Source organism: Neolewinella aurantiaca, assembly GCF_008014675.1.
GTDB classification, from domain to species: domain Bacteria; phylum Bacteroidota; class Bacteroidia; order Chitinophagales; family Saprospiraceae; genus Neolewinella; species Neolewinella aurantiaca.
Map to the genome: position 1 here is coordinate 17,181 of NZ_VOXD01000044.1, position 20,819 is coordinate 37,999.

Here is a 20,819-nt window from a genome sequence, read left to right on the forward strand (position 1 = left end):
TAAAAATCGCCAGAGCGATCAGTAGGTAAGTTCTACAAATTCGATACTCCGGTTATAACCGGAAAAGACGCCCAGCGAACGTTGGGAATAGTCAGGAACATTCACCTGTGGCGCACCAACACCAATCGGCAGGGCTTGTCCTTCCATTTGGTACTTCAACTGAAAATCAAAATAGTTTTCAGAAACGGTGCGCAACTCGGCGAACAGACGCCCCAGAATTTCGGTATTCGGGTTGATACGGCTCTGCAAGCGGATCTGGATACCGTCCCGGTCGGGGCGGTCTCTGACGAGGATGCTGGCCTCTCCCACCTGGGTGTTCTCGTCGTAGGTAGTCCCCGGAGGCTGAACCATTTTAGCCTTATCGGTTAGTGTGGCGGTATCACCAACTGAGTTGATGTAATAAGTCGTAACCAATTGACTGATTCTCAGATCGTAGTAGTTTTCTTCGAACTCAGGGTCATCGTAATTGATGTTGAGGGTAAAGTCGTAGATAGTAAGATCGCCAACTGTAAACTGATTTAGGTCGGTTACAGAAAGGTTAGAGATCGGAACCGGTTCGGGGATAGAGTCATCGTCTTCGAAAGGAAGGTAACCGTTTTTGCTGGCGTAAAGCGTGTACGTCCTCCCCACCAGTGGTTTGAATTCACGGCTGTGGTAGCGTCCGAGGTTCCCCTCCGTTCCCGGCTGGTACTGAAGCACTTCGAGAACTTCGTTTCCTTCCAGGATGCTTACCTCTGCATCGGTAATGTCCGTTACCTCAAGAACACCATTGGTTGGTAGTGTAGAGGTCAGCCTTACCTTAACCGGTTCTCCCGGAAACAGGTTAGCTGATACTACAAGACGAGGGTCCTGCACTGCAAGGCCCTCTAGTTCAACTGGTTCTTCACAGGCGCTAAATACTATCATCACAAAAGTGACGGCCAGAACTATTTGGCTTGGTCGATTTACTTGGAGAAACTTCATTATCTACCAAAAATAAGGTCTACAAAGTTATTGTCCAAACGTTTATTTCATCTACATCACTTAAAACTAGCTTTATAGGACAACGTAGGGAGGATTCCTCCGAAGAAAACCTGAACAAACTGACGGTTCTTCAGCAGCGTGTTATTTCTGTTCAGATAAGTAGACCGAATATCATAAAAGATGGGGTTATGACGGGCGTAAAGGTTATAAATTCCAAGATTCAGGGTGTGTTGCACCCTGCGTTCTGGCTCACGCGTCAATTGAAAACGAGCGTTGACGTCGAGCTGGTGATAAGCAGGAAACCTGAATCCGTTTTTTTCGTCGATCAGGGCTATAACCTGTGCTTGTGAATCCGGATCGTCAATGGTTGGATTGGCAAGGATGATGGATTCCTTACTGAAACTGTAAGCTCCCCCGGTCTCGAATCTCCAGGTAGCGGAAAGATCGGTTCGCTTAGAAAGTGCAAGGGTCAGAAGCAGTTTCAGACTATGACGGCGGTCATAATCAAAAGGAAAAGAGCGGCCCAGGTTAACATCTTCGTCGAATTGCCTCCGGCTTTCCGCCAGCGTATAGTTCAGCCAGCCGGCCAACTGTCCCCTGGTACCATGGAGCGTTAACTCAAGGCCTTTGGCAAAACCATCTCCCCGACTCAGGTTCTCCAGCCAGTTGTTATTGGATCCTCCTCCAGAATATTCCACCAAGTCTTCAAGCTGGCGGTAATAGGCCGCCACCGCTAACGACCACCCCGGCTTCAACTGCCGGTCTACCTGAAACGCTACCTGGCGCGAAGTAGACGGTGGCAGGTTACCGGTTGCCGGAACCCAAAGGTCGGTTGGCAACCTGATTACGGTACTGCTGACCAGATGGATGGGTTGCACCATGCGGTCGTAAGTGACCCGCCAGCGATTGCGTTCGTTGAACTGACCGGCCAGCAAGAGACGTGGTGAAACGTTCAGAAAAGTTTTATCGTTATGCCATATCTGGCCCCGCAGGCCGAGACGATAATGGATGCCTTTTACTCTGCCCTTTAAACTTGCATAACCTGAAATTTGGAGAGACCGGAGCTTGTCGCTCTCGTTCAAACCACTCAGCTCGGGATGAGAATTCAAAGGAACCTGCCCCGAGCGCAACTGCGGTAAAAACCGATGAATGTCGACAGACGTTCCAAACCGAAGACTGGTGTTTCCATCTACTTCGAACTGACCGTCAAAAGCCGCCCCCATTTGCTGGATGTCCGACCCGAACCTGCCGCTCGATATATCTCTGGTCAATACGTCCCGGACAGATTCGTACAAACTGTCTGAACGTTCGAAGTTGGCTCGGACCAACAGCTCAGAGTAGGAAAGGCGAAAATTGCCGAAAAAGCGGTCACTAAACTCATAATTGTAGCGCAAAGCCCCTACGGTGTTACTCCAGTTCACGTCTTCCTGCCTCTTCTGGTTGGCGGTATACTTGAACACCGTACCGCTTTGGGTCAGAATTGTTGCTGAATCCTTCTGCTCGCTGGTATTTGCATAACCGTCAGCCCCCCGGTACAGACTCAGGTACAAACGCCCTTTTTCCCCTACCTGTTGATTGAGTTTAAAATTCAAATCATAGACATCATAATCGATGTAGCCTACCCGGTTCTGATCGAGTTTTCGGGCCTCGCTGAAACTCTTCAGCAAGTCTCCTCCCCAAAAGTACCTTCCTGAGATAAGGTAGGAGCTTTTTCCTTTACTGATTGGTCCTTCTGCCGTTAGGTTAGAGGCGAACAGACTTGTCCCTACACTGACCTGGTGATTGTAGAGGTTTCCGTCCCTGGTATGAACGTCGAGAATTCCTCCGATTCGCCCGCCGAAGCGGGCGGGCATCCCGTCTTTGTATACGTCTGCCCTCCGGATGGCCTCACTGTTGAAGATGCTGAATAAACCCGCAGCATGGTTCAGATTATAAACGGGAACCCCGTCCAACAAAACCAGATTATGTCCTGAGTTACTTCCTCTGATGATGAGCCCTCCGACCCCGTTTGCACCAGAAGTAATTCCGGGGAGAAGACGGGCTACGGTAACTATGTCCTTTTCTCCCCCCAGACCGTTGATTAAGTTCACCGCATCATGACTCAGGCTTATTCCACTCTCAGTAAGGTAAAGCTCCTCTTGCTCTCCCCCTTTGGCGATCACTTCGATCTGTGGCAGATCAGCGGCCCGGTCCAGACGGATGTCCAGCGTGGTATCTGACCGAAGAACGACTTCAAAATCATAAGCCTCGTAACCTGTATAAGAAACCCTCATGCGGGTTCTCCCGCCCTTGGTCACAAGAGAATAGAAACCATACTCATTGGAAAGCACCCCTTTTTCCGATCCTGGGTCGTAAACTGCTGCGCCGATCAGACGCTCGCCACTGGTTGCATCGGAGATGAGACCATGGATGGAGAAATTCCGTTCAAATAGATGAGGGTCAGGAAGGATTAGAAACCCCGCCGGGCCGGGCCGAAAAGTCAACTCCGTATCCCGCAACAGAAACTGAAGCCAGGTTGAAAGTTGCCGCCGCCCTCCGGGCGACTTAACCGCGATTTTGGGTAATTGGTCGGGACGGTAACTGATCGGGGCTCCCGCCTCCGTTAGTTTTATCAGTGCCTTCTCCAGAGGCATCACTCTGCGGGGCAGCGCATAACGCTTCACCCGTTCAGACTGACCAGGAAGGTTAGCTCCTATCAGGAATAACAATAACAGTAAGGTGATAACACGAGCCATTTCCCTGATAAAAGTTTGATCTGAACATAGACTGGGAGCTGAATGGCAATAGGTGCCTCCGGTTCAAGTCAATCAACCAAACGAAGTAAACCGGATATCTGTTGTTAAGGAGTGGTTTACCTTTCCAACTTCTTCACGGCTAAAGTAAGGCCGCAGCTCTCTATTCACAAAGGCCAACGATCGCATAATCCCCCATAATCTCATCTCTTGCTTCGAGACTACACTGGCCAAGCTCTGCAATCGTTTGCAGCACAGAAATGGGGTTTTCGCTGGAGAACGTCCCACTTACCGGAAAATCACAACCTTGGGGATAGCTGACGCTGAGACCATAGTTGTTGGATACCGTGGTTATCACATCCGCCAGAGAAACTCCTTCAAAGCGTAGTATGCCGGTACGCCAGGCGTGCCGGTTGAGGTCCTTCGCGGCCTTCACGACACAACTCTTGCCAGGGAAAGCAAGCCCACGGTAGTTTGCCGGAACGGGGTACACCTTTCCGTGCTGGTGCAACTCGACTTCACCTTCGGAAACTTCAACCTCAAGTTCCTCTTCATCACTGATCCTGAGGTTAAAAGCAGTACCCGTGACCCGTAGTTCAGTCTCAGACGTATTCACGAGAAAAGGACGACTGGCATCCTTCACTACTTCAAAATAAGCTTGACCTTCCAGAGCGATTAGTCTGTCCGTTTCATTATAGTCTGCGCCGAATGTTAGTTCACTACCCTGCTGAAGAAGGACTTCTGTTCCGTCAGGAAGCGTATATGCGAATGGTTCATCGGTAAAGTTTTCAACAGTGGTTTTCCCGTTTCCAACGAGTAACAGTGTGCCAACGGTAAACAGTAAAAGTACAGCCGCAGCTGCCGACAAAACGCTCGGGCGAAAAAGCCGGCGAACGCTCGGCTGCGGAACAGCTTTGGCTTCGATGCGGCCCTTGAGTCGTAGCAAGCCTGCTTCAACATCAGGAGAAAACCCCTCCTTATAGGAAGGAAAATTTCTCTCATGTTTATGTAAATCGGATGAATTCATTCTTAAAGGCGCTTATAGGGATGCATGATTTACTCTGGTGACACCAAATCTACAGTGCTCCCCCTATAAAGAGACTGTTTTTGGGTTGGTTTGGTCAGTTAGCTGACGCTCGGTTTCGTTTCACCAGTCATTTTGAAGTATGATTAACAATAAAATAACAAGCCACTCCCGAAGGAAACGGTAGGCTCTCGTCATCTGATTCTCTACCGTTTTCGGCGAGATATCGAGTGCACCGGCTATCTCCTTATGGCTCATTTCCTCAATTTTACTCATCACAAACACGAGTCGGCATCGTTCCGGTAAAGCATCGATGGCGGCATCGATTCGGCCACGCAACTCGCTTTGTTCCAGCAGGTCATCAGCTTTATCCAGTGCAGCGATGGTGGTTGGCACCTCACCGTCGTCAACAGGAATCCGCTTACGGTCCCGAAGGTAATTCAGGCTCCTGTTTCTGGCCGCCCGACGTAAATAAGAACCAATAGCAGACAAATCCTTCCGCTGACTGGCCCGTTTTTCCCAGATAGAGACGAACAACTCCTGGATAATGTCCTCTGCTTCCTGCTCATTGTTCACAAATCGCATAGCAACTCGGCAGAGGTCTGCATAATACCTACGAAACAATTCATCCAACGCCGCTGCCTCCCCGAGGCGCAGGCGCGTGAAGAGTTCCTGATCTGTTTCGTGTTTAGATATGCTCATTGAGGCTGGCAAGGTACTGTTTTCAGCATTAATTAGTAACAGATGGATGATGTACACCATTAAACCGTCGTCACGTCCCTGGAAGTTTTGCTACCTTCACGCACTACAAAATACAACCTCCAAATTCATGTTGAAAAAATACTCACTATTATTTTTGGGCCTCCTGGCCCCGTTATTCGCTTTCGCTCAAAACGAACCCAGCGGGATTGACGGCTTCCTGCAAAACCTTTTCGAACCAATTACCGACGCAGTAAATGCTGTAGTCTTTGTACCAGTATCTATCGGTGGCAACCAAATCCCCTTCGTTTTACCCTGGTTAATAATAGGTGCTCTTGTTTTTACAATTTACATGGGCTTTATCAATATTCGTGGCTTCAAACACGCCCTCGATGTAGTACGCGGGAAGTATGACGACCCTGATGACGACGGTGAGGTTTCTCACTTCCAGGCCCTCACCGCCGCCCTGTCTGGCACCGTTGGTGTCGGCAACATTGCAGGTGTAGCGCTGGCCGTTAGCCTGGGTGGCCCCGGAGCCACCTTCTGGATGATCATCGCAGGCCTCCTGGGGATGAGTTCAAAATTCGTCGAAGTCTCACTGGGCCTTATGTACCGTAACGTCAACAGCGACGGTAGTGTCTCCGGTGGCCCGATGTACTACCTCGACAAAGGCCTCAAAGAAAAAGGATGGGGTGCGTTTGGTAAAATCCTGGCGGGGATGTTCGCCATCTTCTGTATCGGGGGGTCCTTCGGTGGAGGCAACATGGTTCAGATCAACGCTGCAACCAGCCAGCTCGTAGCCGTTACCGGCGGTACCGAGTCATTCCTGTACGGCCGCGGCTGGATCTTCGGTGTCATCATGGCGGTAATCATCGGCCTCATCATCATTGGTGGAATCAAGAGTATCGCCAAAGTGACCGAGAAGATCGTTCCCTTCATGGTTGGCATCTACATCGTCGGCGCACTCATCGTGCTGGGCTACCACTTCACCGACATCCCGAATGCTTTCGGACAAATCTTCAGCGGTGCTTTCAACCCCGAAGCGCTCTACGGAGGCGTGATCGGTGTTCTGATTCAGGGCTTTAAACGTGCTGCCTTCAGTAACGAAGCCGGTGTCGGTTCTGCCTCTATCGCTCACTCTGCAGCCAAAACCGACGAGCCTATCAGTGAGGGCATTGTGGCCCTCCTCGAGCCGTTCATCGATACTGTTGTCATCTGTACCATGACCGCATTGGTTATTGTCATCACAGGATACGGTGCCGCCGCCGGTGGTAGTGCGGAATGGGCAAATGCAGGTCTCATCTCCGGCAGCGCCAACCCTATCTCCCAAATCGATGTAACCAGCAGAGCTTTCGAGTCTGTAATCAGCTGGTTCCCCGTTGTACTGGGTATCGCAGTGATTCTCTTTGCTCTCTCAACCATGATCAGCTGGTCTTACTACGGACTCAAATGTTGGACTTACCTCTTCGGTGAAAGCAAAACGAATGAGAATATCTACAAGGTGATCTTCTGCATTTTTGTAGTCATAGGTTCAGGAATCTCTGCTCAGGCAGTTTTCGATTTCGGCGATGCGATGATTTTTGCCATGTGTTTCCCCAACGTTCTGGGGCTCTACTTCCTCATGCCCAATGTCCGTCGTGCCCTCAAAGATTATATGAACAGGGTTAAGAGCGGTGAAATCAAAAGAGTAGACTAATAATCGTCTCTTTATTTTAAATAAAAACAGCCAGACAGTATCGATACTGTCTGGCTGTTTTATTTCTGACGGTGTAAAGGGATCAGCATGGCTCAGACTTTCAGCACCAGCTTTCCTTTCTTTCCTCCGGAGAACAGCCGCTGAAATGTTTCGAAGAAATTCTCGATTCCTTCGCAGATGTCCGCTCTGCTTTTCAACTTACCTTCCATCATCGACTTACCCATTTCTCCTGCGGCCTCACGGTATTTGGGCATACAATCCATACCCTTCGGGTAGAGTTCCTGAAGGCCCGTCGGAATGTCCTCGTTTTTTTTTGTAATCCATACAGGCGTCGAAGCCGGGTCGTCCACAACGTACTTTCACTTTTCGGGTCCTCCGGCAATGCCGACGGCCTTGCATCCCTGATCTTAGCAATCCGGCCAACGATGCTGCCTACCTACCGGCAGCACCGGACACCACCACTACGTCTCCTTTTTTGATTTCACCCACTTCCAGTATCCCGAAACAGGCTGTCATCCCCGGCGTACCGCTGCAGGTGGGCATTGGCACCAGTGCTCTGTCAATCTGTACGTGTGGGATGTAGCTACGGCCATCGTTGAGCCTGCCGCGCATAGCGGGGTCCAGGCTGATGCATTCATTACGGATGAGCACCTCCCCTTCCTTTAGTTCGGAGATTTCGGACCCGGGGAGGGTCCAGGTGCTTTGGTCCGGCATCCCCACAGGGCGCTTAGCTGGTACTTGCTACCTGTTGGTCAATCCTCAGGTTTGGGGTTAAGTTACGGTTTGCGGATATATCCGGTTTTTAAAAACCCGCACTGCATTCCCGCGTCCGCGCCGCACCGTAATCAGGCGCTGACGCAGGTGCAAAAAATGGTAAAAACCAGGGTAAAATCGTTCTTTCCAAAAACACAATCGTTTGCTATTCATAAATTTCTTTCCGCCGCTAAAGCTTTCCAAAAATTATAGTAGCTTAGTTTTATCAATGCAAAAAACAAGTTTTCCGACGCGCATTTTCACCTCCCTTCCTGCTTTTTCCTCCTGACCTTCGGGCATGAAAATAAAGGTTCAGCGAATCATTTATCTCCTCCGAATATGCGCTTCGAACACTGTTCTGTTTCGCTACCAATCGCCGGCATTATGGCTGCCGTTGGTACCTACCTGCTTTAAATTTTAAACTAAAAAGTCGATAATGAAACTATCCTTACTGCTACCCTTATTATTCTGTACTACCATGCTCGGGGCTCAGCCCGATCAGTATAATTCCGAGCTGATGAATTGGCTCGCCACCCAGTACACCCTGACCGGCGCCACTTTCCCCTGGGGCGATACCGAAAACGAGATGCTGGGCAGGTTTTTTCCGTACAACGAAAGTTCTGCCGAAAGACTTACCCGTGAACCTGGCGATCTGGGCTTTACCCAGGTACAATCTATTCGCATCAACGAGCCCCTGCTCAACGGATGGGATGCCGGCTGGAACGGCAACAACCGCGAAACCATCTCTCTGGGCGATAAGATGCTGTGGGTCATCTACATCCGGGCCATCGGCCCGGAAGGCGACGGTAAAGTCACCCTCATCGCCGAGCGCAACGACACCTACGCTAAAGAGGTGGAAGTCACCGTCGAACTGTCCACCGAATGGAAACGCTTCTTCATTCCTTTCGAGATCCTTACCCGCACCCACCCCGTAGGCGGTATGACCATGGGAATGCACCTGGGCCACCAGGCCCAAACCGTCGAAATCGGAGGTATGGCCATTCTCAATTATGGCCCCGACTACGATCTAGAGCAATTTCCTAACGACCTCAGTGCAGGCAATTATGCAGGTTTCGAGGCTGATGCTGCCTGGCGTGCACCCGCCGCCGCCCGCATCGAAAACCTCCGGAAAGCAGACATGAACTTCACCGTGCTCAACGAAGAAGGAAGCCCCGCAGCCAACGCAAGCGTGGAAGTGCGGATGCAACGTCACGACTTCGACTTCGGCACCGCCGTAAAAGCAAGTCGTTTCCCGCTCGGCCGCAACTACAGTCCTGCTTTCGTGGATAGAATCACTAATCTCGATGGTGAAGGACACGGCTTCAGCTCCATTGTATTCGAGAACGACTTCAAATGGCCGGCGTGGGAAGACGAATGGATCTCCACCAATCAGCAAACCCGCCGCACCCTTGAATACCTCAACGAGCGCAACATCGATATCAGGGGTCACGTACTCCTCTGGCCGGGATGGGGTAACATGCCCGACCGGATGCAGGAAAACGCCAATAACCCCTCTTACCTCCTCGATGAATTAGACAAACACCTCGTCGACTTCCTCGAAACAGAGGATTTTGACCAGTACATCAAAGATTGGGATGTACTTAACGAAATCAATACGAATACAGACCTTGCTGCCGCTCTTCGGGGCACACCAGGTCACCCCACAGGCCGTGAAGTTTACGCCAATACCTTTAAGCGTGCGCGTGAGTTAGCTCCGGACGCCAAACTGTACATTAACGACTACATCACCCTCTCCCTCAAAAATACCGAAGGGGCGGTGATCTACGAACAGTACAAAGATTTCATTCAGGAAATAATTGATGCCGACGCTCCCATCCAGGGAGTTGGATTTCAGGCCCACCTCAGTGCAAGCCCCAACAGCATATACGAGGTCCTGGAAACTTACGACGACTTCTACGACTCCTTTGGCCTGGAAGCCAAAATCACCGAGTTTGACATGCCCACCAGCGTAAGTGAAGAACTCGCTGCAACTTACATGAAAGACTTCATGACCGTAACTTTCAGCCACGAATCCATGACCGGCTTTATGTTCTGGAACTTCTGGGATGTGGATACCTGGCAGAACAAAGGAGCGAACCTGTTCAATGAAGACTGGAGCCGTACTCTGCCCGGACACACTTTCAAGGATCTCGTGTTCGGTGAATGGTGGACCAACGAAGACCTCACCACTGATGCAGAAGGAAAAACAAGTACCCGCGGATTCAAGGGAACCTACGAAATTACCGTCGACTGCGGTGAGTCAGCGACTCACACTTTTACTGTCGATGTCGTTGAAGACAAGTCGATTATACTCGACTGTGCTCAGTTGGTCTCCACTACCCTTCCTGAGCTGCCGGCCGGGTCGGTAATCGCCTATCCAAACCCCGCCACGGGGCCTTGGTCGGTCACCAACAACCTCAGCAAAATACTGAAGGGAGAACTGTACGACGTGAATGGCCGCCAGCTTTGGAACGGCAATTTTGCACCGGGCACAACCGAATTCGACCTTGAACTGCCCACCGGAGTGTACAACCTTCGCCTGTCAACCCAAACTCAGGCTACCAATTTGCAACTTCTGAGAAAAAAATAGAAGACAATTTTATTCACTTCACCCAGAAAACGGTAGGCTTTAAACAGAAAACGGCTCGCCCCTCATTTTTTCCGGGGCGAGCCGTTACATTTTAACAATTGTAACCTGTACCTTTGTGGTGAGAAAGTTATTTTATATTTGTTTTGAATTAGAATTTGTTAGGTTATTCTCTCTTGAAGAATTAAAGCTTTGATAATCCGATTTTTTTAGCGTTTGCTGTTGTGACTCCGCCCCTCTTTGGTTTGTCGCAGAAGCATTTTTCCAAACTGAACAACACAATGAACAATTTTTTTACCCTGGCTTTTGCCGCACTCCTCTGTGCGTCAAATGGTCTGTTCGCCCAGTCTGTGGTGATCCTTTCCATTCCCGATGTTGTTGCTCCTGAAGGCACAACCGAGGTCTGTGTACCGGTAGTAGCCGATACTTTCCCTAACATTGTAACCGTACAGTTCTCCCTGGAGTGGGATACAACGCAACTCCTGTTTACTGAGCTGCGCCTGGGAGATAACCCCTTCAGCTTCGACGGCATGTATAGCTCAATGCCCGTCAGCAATAATATCGCTATTTCGCACATTCCTGCTGATTCACGCGGCATTACCCTTGACCCCGGAACAGTACTCTTTGAAGCTTGCTTCAATACCACTCAGATGGAAGGCTCTTCCACTATTACTTTCGACGGGTTCCTCCCTTCAGAGTTTGCTCAGGACGATGGCACCTTTACTGCTGTACCCAACACCCTGAACGCCGGCAGCATCAGCTATGGCTCCGATGCAGCCGTTAGCGTTCTCCCCGGTGACACTAATGATGACCAGCAGGTAGATCACCGCGACATCATCAACATCGGCCATATCTTCAACACCAGCGGCCCTTCACGTACTTCTGTCAGCACCGCTTTTGCTGCTCAGGTTGCCACCCCATGGGCAGGCAGCTTCAGCAGTGGTCTGAATTACGCTGAGGCTGATGCTAGTGGCAACGGTACAATTGATTTTGAAGACCTCGCCGTAGTACGTGTGAATTACGGTATGACCCTCAACTCCGCTTTCAACATCGCTCCGGATGTATCCAACGAAGCAGGCCCTGTCCTGTCAATCGAATCAGAGGAAGTACTCAACGCTGGCGAAGAGACCACCGTTACCATCAACCTCGGTGAAGGAAGTAATCCCGATGCAGTAGGTTATGCACTGGCCTTCGCTCTTGAGTTTGACCCTTCACTCGTAGACCTCAACTCTATCCGTGTCGATTTCGACGGTTCTTTCCTCGGCGACGATCTCCTCAACATCAGCCAGGTTAACTCACGGGCAGACGGCAGACTCGAAATCGCGGCCAGCCGTAAAGATCAACTGAATACCACCACCCCCGGCGGTAAGGTTTGTACCATCAGTTTCATTCCCCTCAACCCAGGTGGCAGTGAAACCTCCTCCCTTGAGCTGGACATAATCCCCAACGCGTTCGTTCGGGCCAACCAGTCTGAAGCAGCAATTAACGGAAGCAGCCTGGACGTCGAAGTTCAGGGCAGTAGTGCCATCCGTGAGCCATCCTGGGCCGCAGAGCTCAGCATCTTCCCTAACCCGTACACAAGTGGCCCACTCTCTATCCGTGGCGAGTTGCCCGCCTTCGACGCGGTTAAAGTTCTGGACCAAAGCGGTCGCCTTGTTAAGGAATGGAAAGGTAATTTCCGTCAGATCGACCTCGAAAACCTCCCTAACGCTACTTACCTCCTTCAGGTAGAAATCGCCGGAGAAATGGTCAACCGCAAAGTAATTAAGCAGTAATCACTGCCTCGTTTAACCTGTCAGTCTGGAAGCCCCGTCAACGTATCACGTTGACGGGGCTTGCTTTTTAACACAACTTTTGGCGGACAGCTCCCGTTCAGAGGGCAAGCAACGAAACAATCATGTTCTACAAAGTTCTTTTCCTCGAAATCCTGGCCTGCGCAGCTTTGGTGGGCATCAGGGTTTATAGCGCCATGCCTGAGACCACACTAGCTGTAGGGGAAACAACCGTAGTTCTTGTCCCAGAGTCCGACACTAAGGTTACTCCTGCACTACCGACGCAGCAACTCAAACCTGTTACTTCCTCCGTGAAGTCCGAGCTTACATTTCCCGTTCAAAATTACGGCCCCGAAGCTATTATTTCCGTCTTTGGTGACAAACGGGGAAAAACCCGCCTGCACCAGGGAATTGACATTAAGGCTCCAAAAGGTACACCCATCATTGCTACTACCAACGGTTTCATTGAACGGATAAAGGAAGGCGGTAGCGGCGGTAAACAGATTTATCTGCGGGGCAGTAAAGGCAGACTATTCTATTACGCTCACCTCGATTCCTGGGCGGTTGAAGAGTACGAAGCTGTTGAGGCGGGCGATGTACTCGGCACCGTCGGAGATACTGGGAACGCGAAGGGAACAACTCCTCACCTCCACTTCGAAATCATGCTGGGTAAGGAAAAAAAGGCTATCGATCCGATAAAATTCTGGTTAAACGCTTAACCTACTCGCCGGTAATCCCTGCTGTTTTCTGTAAAGTTCTAGTGGATTCGCTAAAAAACGAAGCGCAGAATCCAGCACTCAAAACCACTCCGATGGAGTAAATTCAGTGCCGGATTCTGCGCTGTTTACATTAGCCAGGCCATTCCGTTGTCAGGAAGGCCGACCTGATCTTATTTAATTTTGAAAGCCTTTTTAACCTTCGCTACGTAGTCCAGTTTTTCCCAGGTGAAGGTTTCTACCTTTACTGTCTTGATTTTTCCGGAACCGTCCTTGAAGGTGAGTTCTTTTTTCTCGGAAGGACGCCCCATGTGGCCGTAAGCAGCGGTATCAGAATAGATAGGCTTACGCAGCTTCAAACGCGTCTCGATGGCGTAAGGGCGCATATCGAAAATCTTCTCGACTTTCTTGGCAATTTGTGCGTCGGTCATTTTCACCTTGGCCGAGCCGTAGGTGTTGATGTAAATGTTGGTCGGCTTCGCTACGCCGATGGCGTAAGAGACCTGTACCAGAATCTCGCTGGCTACACCCGCAGCAACGAGGTTCTTGGCGATGTGACGAGTGGCATAAGCAGCAGAGCGGTCTACTTTGCTCGGGTCTTTACCAGAGAACGCACCACCTCCGTGCGCACCTTTGCCTCCGTAGGTATCTACGATGATCTTACGGCCTGTGAGCCCGGTATCACCGTGAGGACCGCCGATTACGAATTTACCGGTCGGGTTCACGTGGAAGGTGATGTCTTCGGTAAACAGCTTCTGGATGCTCTTCTTCAGTCCCTTCTTTACTTTAGGGATAACGATGCTGATGACGTCCTTTTTAATTTGGGCCAGCATCTGCTCGTCTTCGTCAAAATCATCGTGCTGAGTAGAAACTACGATGGAGTCGATCCGGACCGGTTTGTGGTTGTCATCGTACTCGATCGTTACCTGGCTCTTAGAGTCAGGGCGGAGGTATTTCATCTTCTTACCCGCTTTCCGGATAGCTGCAAGTTCCTGAAGGATGCGGTGGCTCAGATCGAGGGCCAGCGGCATGTAGTTTTCCGTTTCGTTGGTTGCGTAACCGAACATCATCCCCTGGTCGCCAGCTCCCTGATCTTCTTTCTTGGTACGCTCCACACCCTGGTTGATATCCGGGCTTTGCTCGTGAATAGCAGAAAGAACACCACAGCTCTGGGCCTCGAACATGTACTCTGACTTAGTATAACCGATGCGCTCGATTACGTCGCGGGCAAGGGTCTGAACGTCCAGGTACGTAGATGATTTAACTTCTCCGGCAAGAACAACCTGACCGGTAGTAACCAGTGTTTCGCAGGCAACTTTGGAAGAGGGGTCAAAAGCAAGAAAATGATCAACGAGATTGTCACTAATCTGGTCAGCAACCTTGTCTGGGTGGCCTTCGGAGACAGACTCCGAAGTAAAGAGGTATGGCATATTGTTTTCGTTTGGTGCGCGAAGATAAGGATTAGTCCTTTACTGCCTGCCCGAAAGCCGCCTTATCATAAAAGCAATAAGTCGGCGCGACCGCAGGATGCAATACACGGTTCTTTAGAAAAGCAATGCGAAGCACACGCATATTTTCGGCTATCGCCCTACCCTGTCTCTCCCGAAACCTGCCACTGCACCTGCGGCCGCGCCCGAAGAACAGCTAAAACCTACAACTGTCTCCCGCCACAACTCCGTCTACAGCAAAGATCTGGTCCAGCCGCAGCCACTCTCCGGATGCGAGCTGGACAAACTCCTCCGTGAGGTGTGTCTTGAGGTCCCGGAGCACCGTGGCGCACCTAATGGTCTCTCCTTGCGCTCCCAGATACTCCAGGTTGACTTTTCTTCGCTGCACGATGGCCGCCTCAAAATTGTCGTAAAAGTTGCAGTCGATGGGTTCGTAATTGGTGCGGGCCCGCCCCGCAATATGGTTGCGGTACTCCTCCATTACCGCGGTTAGATCCGATGGCTCAATTTTGCCAACCCGCAGCACCGGACGGCCGTACCGCAGGAACATATCCAAGTTCTGGTCGTCCTCTGGGACACCCGCAAAGACGATCAGGACATCGACATCGAAAGGCGCAACCGCAGCGGTGTAGGGATACCATTCAATATGCTCGTTAAGTCTTCCCGATTCTCCGATAAGCTGATCACCTTCTGCCTGGTAGTAGAACTTCATCTTTAGCCTAGTTTGTAATCCTCCCGGACCGGGGAGAATACGTCCATGATTCGACAATCCGTCAGCGCGGTACCGCGGTGCGGTACGTTACCCGGAATAACCGCTACATCTCCTGCTTCGCAAATGCGTTCTATACCACCGACTTCAAACAGAAACCGGCCTTCCAGTACGGTCGACGTCTGTTCGTGGGGGTGGTGATGTGAAGGCAACTCCGTTCCCGCAGCTATCCTGAAGTCGGCAATCGTACACCGCTCGGTATGAATAAGATGCCCCGTTATACCCGGATAAACTTCCTGTAGCGGCAGATCCTGCTCTTTGTTCAGATAGTATTGCATTAGCCTGTGATGTGTCTTACCAAACCTCCGTCTACGGTAATAGTCTGTCCCGTAATGTACCTCGCCTGAGGCGACAATAAAAAGGCGGCCGTATCCGCAAAGTCTGCAGGATCACCCAATTTCTTAGTCGCAGTCTCGGCGGCGAAGCTGGCTTCAGTTTCCTCCATACTTAGCCCCTGCATACTCGCAGACTTTTCCAGGACCGAAGTGATACGGGGAGTCGAATGATAGCCCGGCGCAAGGATATTCGCGGTAATTCCATCTTCTCCAACTTCGCGGCTGAGCGTCTTAACGAAGCCGGCAACAGCTGCCCGCATAGCGTTGCTCAGGACGAGGTTGTCAATAGGTTGTTTGATGGAGACACTCTCCAGAAAGAGCAACCGGCCGTACTTCGCAGCGCGAAGTACCGGTAACAGGGCTTCGGTAAGCTGTACCTTCCACCGAAACGTGCTGGCATAGGCTTGGTCCCAGTGCTTCATCTCCAGTTCCTCAATCCGCCCGGTGGGAGGTCCTCCTGCGTTGAATACGCAACCAGTGACTTCCTTTGTCACAAGGAATTCTCCCAGAATCTTTACTGCCGTTGCATCCGTAAGGTCCGCTGAGTACGGGGTAAAGTTGCCTCCCATTTCTTCAGCCATTGCGTCGAGTTTCTCCTGCCCGCGAGCGACACCAACAACATTGGCTCCTTCGGCTAACAAACGAATTGCCACCGCCCGACCGAGGCCGCTGGTTACACCCCCTACGCAGAAGGTGCTGTTCTTTAGTTGTAAATCCATAGTCCGGCAAGGTACAAAACTCTCTATACCTGTGCTCCCTGATCGGTAGTAAGTTCTGTCTCCGTTCTTCATTCAGTGGCTCCGCTTTGGGAGGGAGCAAACTTCGGCTCCCTAACAGGATCAGGGTTTTTCTCCCAAAACCATCTAACAGGTTCCTCAAGCGGCAACAAATACAAAATCAGACCTCCGATCATGATCAGACCGAAACCGATGAGGCCATGGACCAGCGCAATCGCAACATGAAACGCTAACCCGAAGTAAAACAGGATTCTCTGATGCTTACGCGACATAAACAACCCACCAAAAAGCACCAACTCAAGGAGCATTGCTCCCCAGGTAATCGACGTGACCGTGAAGGCATTCAGCAATAAGGGTTCAACCAATGGCTTTAGCCATGAAGACATACCGATCGATTCATCAATGAACCAGTAATAGGTTGCGGTTCCATTCACCCATTCTTCCACTTCCGCCTTTCCAACAGCAGCGTGGAGGTAAACAACTGCCATCTGTATTCGCACCAGCTGGAAAAAGACTTTAGAGAAAACACTCTTTGCCTTATCGCTAAGAGATTCAGACCGCTGCAGGTTCGCCCAATGAGACTTTCTTGGATCCAGCCATAAAACAGGGATCAACAGGAATGTGAGAATCGCAGCAAGCGCATCTCCGCCCTCAATCAGGGTTGCAGACAGCACGAAAGAAATTGACACCCACCAATGAAAAACGGCCGATATGCGAGGCCACCAACCTGCAATAACCCAAACAAGGATAAACCCTGAAATCCACATTCCTAACCGAAGGTTACCTCCCACTTGACAGAAAAGACTTAACCCCGTAATACCTTCACAAACTGGTAATACCTCTACCCCTTTAATGGGATGAAACAATACGTTAGCCGGGCTGAAAATGAAAGCGAGGAGTGTCCCAACAGCGATACAAGTTCGCGCCAATCCAAGCCGGCTGGTCCATGGGTTCCAGTTAGATAGTCTGGTAATAAAAGGCATCATCATTGGTTCTGGCAATTACTTTGAAGAAAGACGGCTCTGAAATTACTGATCTCTTCTTCTCCCCCCTGACGATAAGCCCAGGGAATGGGCTCTGCCATTACAATCGCAATATCTCCACACAGGTAAGGGACAGGCAGCGTATTGGAGACAGCGTACGCCTTCGCTGTATCGAGAGCAGCGACGTTGAAAGCATTCAGAACCTCCTCGGATTCAACCCATGCGCCTGCTGGCATTTTTTGTAGCAGTAATACCATCTCAGTAGTAATCGCACGACTTCTGCGGTTCATCCCGAATGCATTCAGGGGCGTACTGTTTGGGAAGTACCTGTCCATCCGGCCCCACTCCCCGTCGATTTTCTCGTAGTAGAAAAAGTCGGGTTCTCTGGCGTTACGGGTAAAGAATGCCCAGCCTTCAGGAATCAGAGTATTTATTTCGGCCCCCACCTGTAGTTTAGTCGAAATGGGGTTAAAGGGTGCTACCGCAACCATTACTGAGAAAGCCATCAGGCATACCAGCAAAACAGCACCGGTAAAGACTGCAGTAAGCACCCTCGTTTCGTTTTTCGACATTAAGCCTCGAGTGTTCTTGCCAGGTTATTGACGAGCGACTCCTGGAAAAGCCGGCCAGCCTGATCATTAGTTGAGAACGGTGTAATATCGATCGCCAATACAACGACCAGAAGAACAACCACACCTACGACGTGTGAAACAGCTGCGACCTCAGTATCTACTACTACACTTACGCTGTTTTCCCGGCTATTGATCATTGTAGCGTTATTGATGACAATATCACCACCAACGTCAATCATCGGAAAGGGATTCGTGGGGTCAAGATCATCCATTGCCGGCCATTCACCGGGAGATGATGGCGGCGGTATTTTCTCGAGAGGGGGAAAGGGAATAGGATTGCCAGGCATACTATGCCCCTCAAGCATTTCCTCTTTATTATCGTTCAGGTACTGGGCTAATGTATACTCCATCAAAGGAGTGTTGTATGCTTTCCCCTTGATGAGTAATTCCTTTTCTTTGCTCCGAAGGTGTCCGCTGACCCCACGGACCATGCTTTGGAACTGTCGGGAATCCGTAATGCTTCGGGGCAACTCTTTTTGAGCCTGCAGGTAGTCTGCTACAGGAATTCCCATTGATTTGAGAGCAGACTCAACTTGCCTGCGGTCGCCGCTTTGCATTGCGGAAGCAAAACGAGGAAAGAACTCAGGCGACTTCGCCTTTATATACTTTACCATCGATGCAGCCAACGCACCCTCACGGGACATTGCTTTGCGGTCCTGTTTGGATTTGAATTGTCGCTTTAACATGCGCAGTTCCGGTATCTTTCCGGTCACCGGACCACTAAGCATCAGGATAGAAGTAAATATTTCTTCTCCGGTATATTTAACCGTCGCAGGACGGTCTACAGGCATTTTTGCCGAGATAAAAAGCAGACTAACCGCCAGTGCGAAGCAGAGCGATTTCACGAAAGGGTTTTCGCGGAGGTTCAACAGTATTAACATGGAAACGGGTTTTTGTTTCCACTAATTTAGTCCCCACTTCCCCTGGCCGCTCATAAACCTTCTGATAATCAGACTAAAATGTATGATTTCAGGTACGCTGTCTATATGATTTCTGTTCTTGTTTTAGCCCATCCGAGGCTTATTTCAACGCAGCCTTCAGGGCTGCCTCAGGCTGAACGACCTTACCGGTAAGGCGGCTATCTTTAGAATCGACTCCTGTTTTCTTGAGAATCTTATAGGCATCTGCCGCCGACAAGTCCGGATTAACGGAGCGCATTACCCCCAGCAAGCCAGCAACGAAAGGCGTGGCCATGCTGGTACCGCTGAATACCTTATAATTATTGTCAGGAGTTGTGCTGTAGATAGCAACTCCCGGAGCAGCAATACCTTGTTTAACGTTGTTTACTGTGTTGCTGAATACGGCCCGGTTCAGGTTTTCATCAATTGCTGACACAGTAATCATGTTCGTTGAATTCGCCGGTGCGTAATCCTTCGCGTCACGATTACTGTTGCCTGCTGCGGAAACTACTATCGCTCCCTGGTTGATAGCGTACTTCACCGCCTGACTGTACGCTTTTTGGCGACTGGAATTGCTCGGACCACCCAACGACAGAGAAATTACATCAGCTCCTTCATCAGCAGCTTCGATGATGCCTGCAATGATGGTTTTCTGCGTCCCCATGCCTCCTGCGCTTAATACTTTGATACTGGTAACTTCCACGAATGGCTGAGCACCAGCGCCCGCCAGGGATCCAATCCCAATATTGTTGTTGGTTACACCCGCAGCAATGCCGGCACAGTGCGTACCATGCCCCATTGGATCATTATCGTACTTAGTTTCAATCGAGAAGTAATTATCCTTGAGGTCTTCGTGCTTGCCATCTACTCCGGTATCCAGAATAGCAATCTTAGCCTTTTTTACCGCTGTTTGCCGGGCAAGAAGCTGATAGTAAGCCTCCATGTTCATCACTTCCATTACCCATTGCTGACCGGTTTCAGGATCGTTGATGCTCAATGACGGATTCTTTTTTGAAGCTTCCGCACCATCAGCAACCAAAGGATCTACCTGAATCAATTCGTTTGGCTCAAAGTATAGAACAAAAGACTGTCTGCTCAGGGCACCTTCCGCCTTAGCCACATCATTGACATCGAGGATGTAGTAGTCGTCAAGTTCTGTGGCGTCTGCTGATTCTGGGTTAAACGCAGGTTCTGCGCTCCACCCCATCTGAAGAGCCATTGCTTCCAAACTCTTGTCTCCGTGTGCAACCTGAACAAGTAATTCTCCCGAAGGGTCCAGTTTCGATGCCTCAATCTGTTCCGTAGAAGTCTGTTCTGTTAAAATCACCGAGTCTCCACCGGGCTTCTCAAACTCAAGAAAATGAGCCAATGCAAAAATGACCAGAGTAAGGACTACAGCCATCCAGATCGGCATTCGTTTATTGACAGCGAGGCTTTGGACAAAACCTACCATACCCAGAAGAAGGAAATCACGTACGATTCGGGGCAACGCTTCGTTCATTGCTCCTCCAGCGGCAGATACAGTGCTGTAATCGCTCCACGCCATCACTGCGACGCCAGCATAGGTTGCCAGCATCCAGATGTTGGCATCTTTGAGGTTACGACGCCAAAACCAAAGGCAAAGAAAGAGGGCTACGAGAAAAAGCATGATGTATAATTTGCACCTAAAATAGGGTTAATCAGTGATTTCCGATCAATCGTTCGACGGGAATCCACGCTTCATCGACCAAAAGGCATCGTTCTTATAACGGTATTAGATGGAATTTAGATGTGTACAGACTTGTTTTTCAATTGCCAGCCATCTTTTCGGGCGCGGCCGCAGGTGCAAAGTGTGTTGGGCGGAGCCGGTGCTCTTTTCTGCTCAGCATAAATGCTGAGGAACAGCTGGTAAGAAAAGCGCGCACCTTTTATAGGACGTCTCGTTTGTCGGGAGGGTTTAGGGGAACCGGCGATAGCTTTTCTCAGCATAAATGCTGAGGAACGGGTATAAACGGAGAAAGCCCCACTGCAAAGTTGCAGCGAGGCTTTCATAAATTGGCGGCGACCTACTCTCCCGGGATCAAGTCCAAGTACC

General features: G+C 50.3%; 18 protein-coding genes. 4 read left to right on the forward strand and 14 right to left on the reverse strand.

All coding sequences use genetic code 11. The annotated features are described in order from the left end of the window. Positions 1 to 18: 18 nt before the first annotated feature. The 4 genes from FUA23_RS20260 to FUA23_RS20275 all read right to left on the reverse strand — a co-directional run bounded on the left by FUA23_RS20260 (position 19) and on the right by FUA23_RS20275 (position 5,421). Positions 19 to 963 (reverse strand): DUF4249 family protein, encoded by a 945-nt coding sequence (locus FUA23_RS20260; protein WP_147932604.1) that lies wholly within the window; start codon positions 961 to 963, stop codon positions 19 to 21. Positions 964 to 1,019: 56 nt separating this feature from the next. Then, the gene (locus FUA23_RS20265; RefSeq protein WP_147932605.1) at positions 1,020 to 3,698 is read right to left on the reverse strand and encodes a TonB-dependent receptor; all 2,679 of its coding nucleotides are present in this window, start codon (positions 3,696 to 3,698) and stop codon (positions 1,020 to 1,022) included. Between the two features lie 160 nt (positions 3,699 to 3,858). Beyond that, positions 3,859 to 4,641, reverse strand: coding sequence for a FecR family protein (locus FUA23_RS20270; RefSeq protein ID WP_187271150.1), 783 nt, complete (start codon positions 4,639 to 4,641; stop codon positions 3,859 to 3,861). A gap of 201 nt (positions 4,642 to 4,842) precedes the next feature. Further along, positions 4,843 to 5,421: an RNA polymerase sigma-70 factor gene (locus FUA23_RS20275; protein WP_147932607.1), complete on the reverse strand. Its 579-nt coding sequence runs from the start codon at positions 5,419 to 5,421 to the stop codon at positions 4,843 to 4,845. A gap of 127 nt (positions 5,422 to 5,548) precedes the next feature. On the opposite strand from FUA23_RS20275, the gene FUA23_RS20280 reads away from it, so the two are divergent. Beyond that, the gene (locus FUA23_RS20280; protein WP_147932608.1) at positions 5,549 to 7,114 is read left to right on the forward strand and encodes an alanine/glycine:cation symporter family protein; all 1,566 of its coding nucleotides are present in this window, start codon (positions 5,549 to 5,551) and stop codon (positions 7,112 to 7,114) included. Between the two features lie 92 nt (positions 7,115 to 7,206). Here FUA23_RS20280 and FUA23_RS22815 read toward each other — a convergent pair whose 3' ends face one another. Further along, complete coding sequence (locus tag FUA23_RS22815; protein ID WP_246144404.1) at positions 7,207 to 7,368, reverse strand: hypothetical protein; 162 nt, start codon at positions 7,366 to 7,368, stop codon at positions 7,207 to 7,209. A gap of 178 nt (positions 7,369 to 7,546) precedes the next feature. Then, complete coding sequence (locus FUA23_RS22820) at positions 7,547 to 7,828, reverse strand: MDR/zinc-dependent alcohol dehydrogenase-like family protein (protein WP_246144405.1); 282 nt, start codon at positions 7,826 to 7,828, stop codon at positions 7,547 to 7,549. Positions 7,829 to 8,303: 475 nt separating this feature from the next. Between FUA23_RS22820 and FUA23_RS20290 the strand changes: the two genes are divergently transcribed. From FUA23_RS20290 to FUA23_RS20300, 3 genes are all read left to right on the forward strand, one after another. Beyond that, positions 8,304 to 10,457, forward strand: coding sequence for an endo-1,4-beta-xylanase (locus FUA23_RS20290; RefSeq protein WP_147932609.1), 2,154 nt, complete (start codon positions 8,304 to 8,306; stop codon positions 10,455 to 10,457). Positions 10,458 to 10,735: 278 nt separating this feature from the next. Next, positions 10,736 to 12,229 (forward strand): T9SS type A sorting domain-containing protein, encoded by a 1,494-nt coding sequence (locus FUA23_RS20295; protein WP_147932610.1) that lies wholly within the window; start codon positions 10,736 to 10,738, stop codon positions 12,227 to 12,229. A gap of 122 nt (positions 12,230 to 12,351) precedes the next feature. After that, positions 12,352 to 12,945 (forward strand): M23 family metallopeptidase, encoded by a 594-nt coding sequence (locus FUA23_RS20300; protein WP_147932611.1) that lies wholly within the window; start codon positions 12,352 to 12,354, stop codon positions 12,943 to 12,945. 170 nt (positions 12,946 to 13,115) lie between these two features. On the opposite strand, the gene metK is transcribed toward FUA23_RS20300, so the two are convergent. The 8 genes from metK to FUA23_RS20340 all read right to left on the reverse strand — a co-directional run bounded on the left by metK (position 13,116) and on the right by FUA23_RS20340 (position 20,393). Continuing rightward, on the reverse strand, positions 13,116 to 14,372 hold the full coding sequence (gene metK, locus FUA23_RS20305; protein ID WP_147932612.1) for a methionine adenosyltransferase: 1,257 nt from the start codon (positions 14,370 to 14,372) through the stop codon (positions 13,116 to 13,118). Positions 14,373 to 14,586: 214 nt separating this feature from the next. Beyond that, positions 14,587 to 15,102 carry a hypothetical protein gene (locus FUA23_RS20310; protein WP_147932613.1) on the reverse strand — a complete coding sequence of 172 codons (516 nt, stop codon included), beginning with the start codon at positions 15,100 to 15,102 and terminating at the stop codon, positions 14,587 to 14,589. Positions 15,103 to 15,104: 2 nt separating this feature from the next. Then, positions 15,105 to 15,437 (reverse strand): cupin domain-containing protein, encoded by a 333-nt coding sequence (locus FUA23_RS20315; protein WP_147932614.1) that lies wholly within the window; start codon positions 15,435 to 15,437, stop codon positions 15,105 to 15,107. Continuing rightward, positions 15,437 to 16,213 carry an SDR family oxidoreductase gene (locus tag FUA23_RS20320; protein WP_187271151.1) on the reverse strand — a complete coding sequence of 259 codons (777 nt, stop codon included), beginning with the start codon at positions 16,211 to 16,213 and terminating at the stop codon, positions 15,437 to 15,439. Before FUA23_RS20320 ends, FUA23_RS20315 begins: the two co-directional genes overlap by 1 nt. 68 nt (positions 16,214 to 16,281) lie before the next feature. Then, a complete protein-coding gene (locus FUA23_RS20325) occupies positions 16,282 to 17,220 on the reverse strand; it encodes a sporulation-delaying protein SdpB family protein (RefSeq protein ID WP_147932616.1) in 939 nt (312 codons plus the stop codon). Then, positions 17,217 to 17,786, reverse strand: a complete 570-nt coding sequence (locus FUA23_RS20330; protein WP_147932617.1) for an SdpA family antimicrobial peptide system protein — start codon at positions 17,784 to 17,786, stop codon at positions 17,217 to 17,219. The genes FUA23_RS20325 and FUA23_RS20330 overlap by 4 nt, the downstream gene beginning before the upstream one ends. After that, positions 17,786 to 18,691 carry a hypothetical protein gene (locus tag FUA23_RS20335; RefSeq protein WP_147932618.1) on the reverse strand — a complete coding sequence of 302 codons (906 nt, stop codon included), beginning with the start codon at positions 18,689 to 18,691 and terminating at the stop codon, positions 17,786 to 17,788. The genes FUA23_RS20330 and FUA23_RS20335 overlap by 1 nt, the downstream gene beginning before the upstream one ends. 175 nt (positions 18,692 to 18,866) lie before the next feature. Beyond that, positions 18,867 to 20,393, reverse strand: a complete 1,527-nt coding sequence (locus FUA23_RS20340; protein ID WP_147932619.1) for a S8 family peptidase — start codon at positions 20,391 to 20,393, stop codon at positions 18,867 to 18,869. Positions 20,394 to 20,819 lie beyond the last annotated feature (426 nt).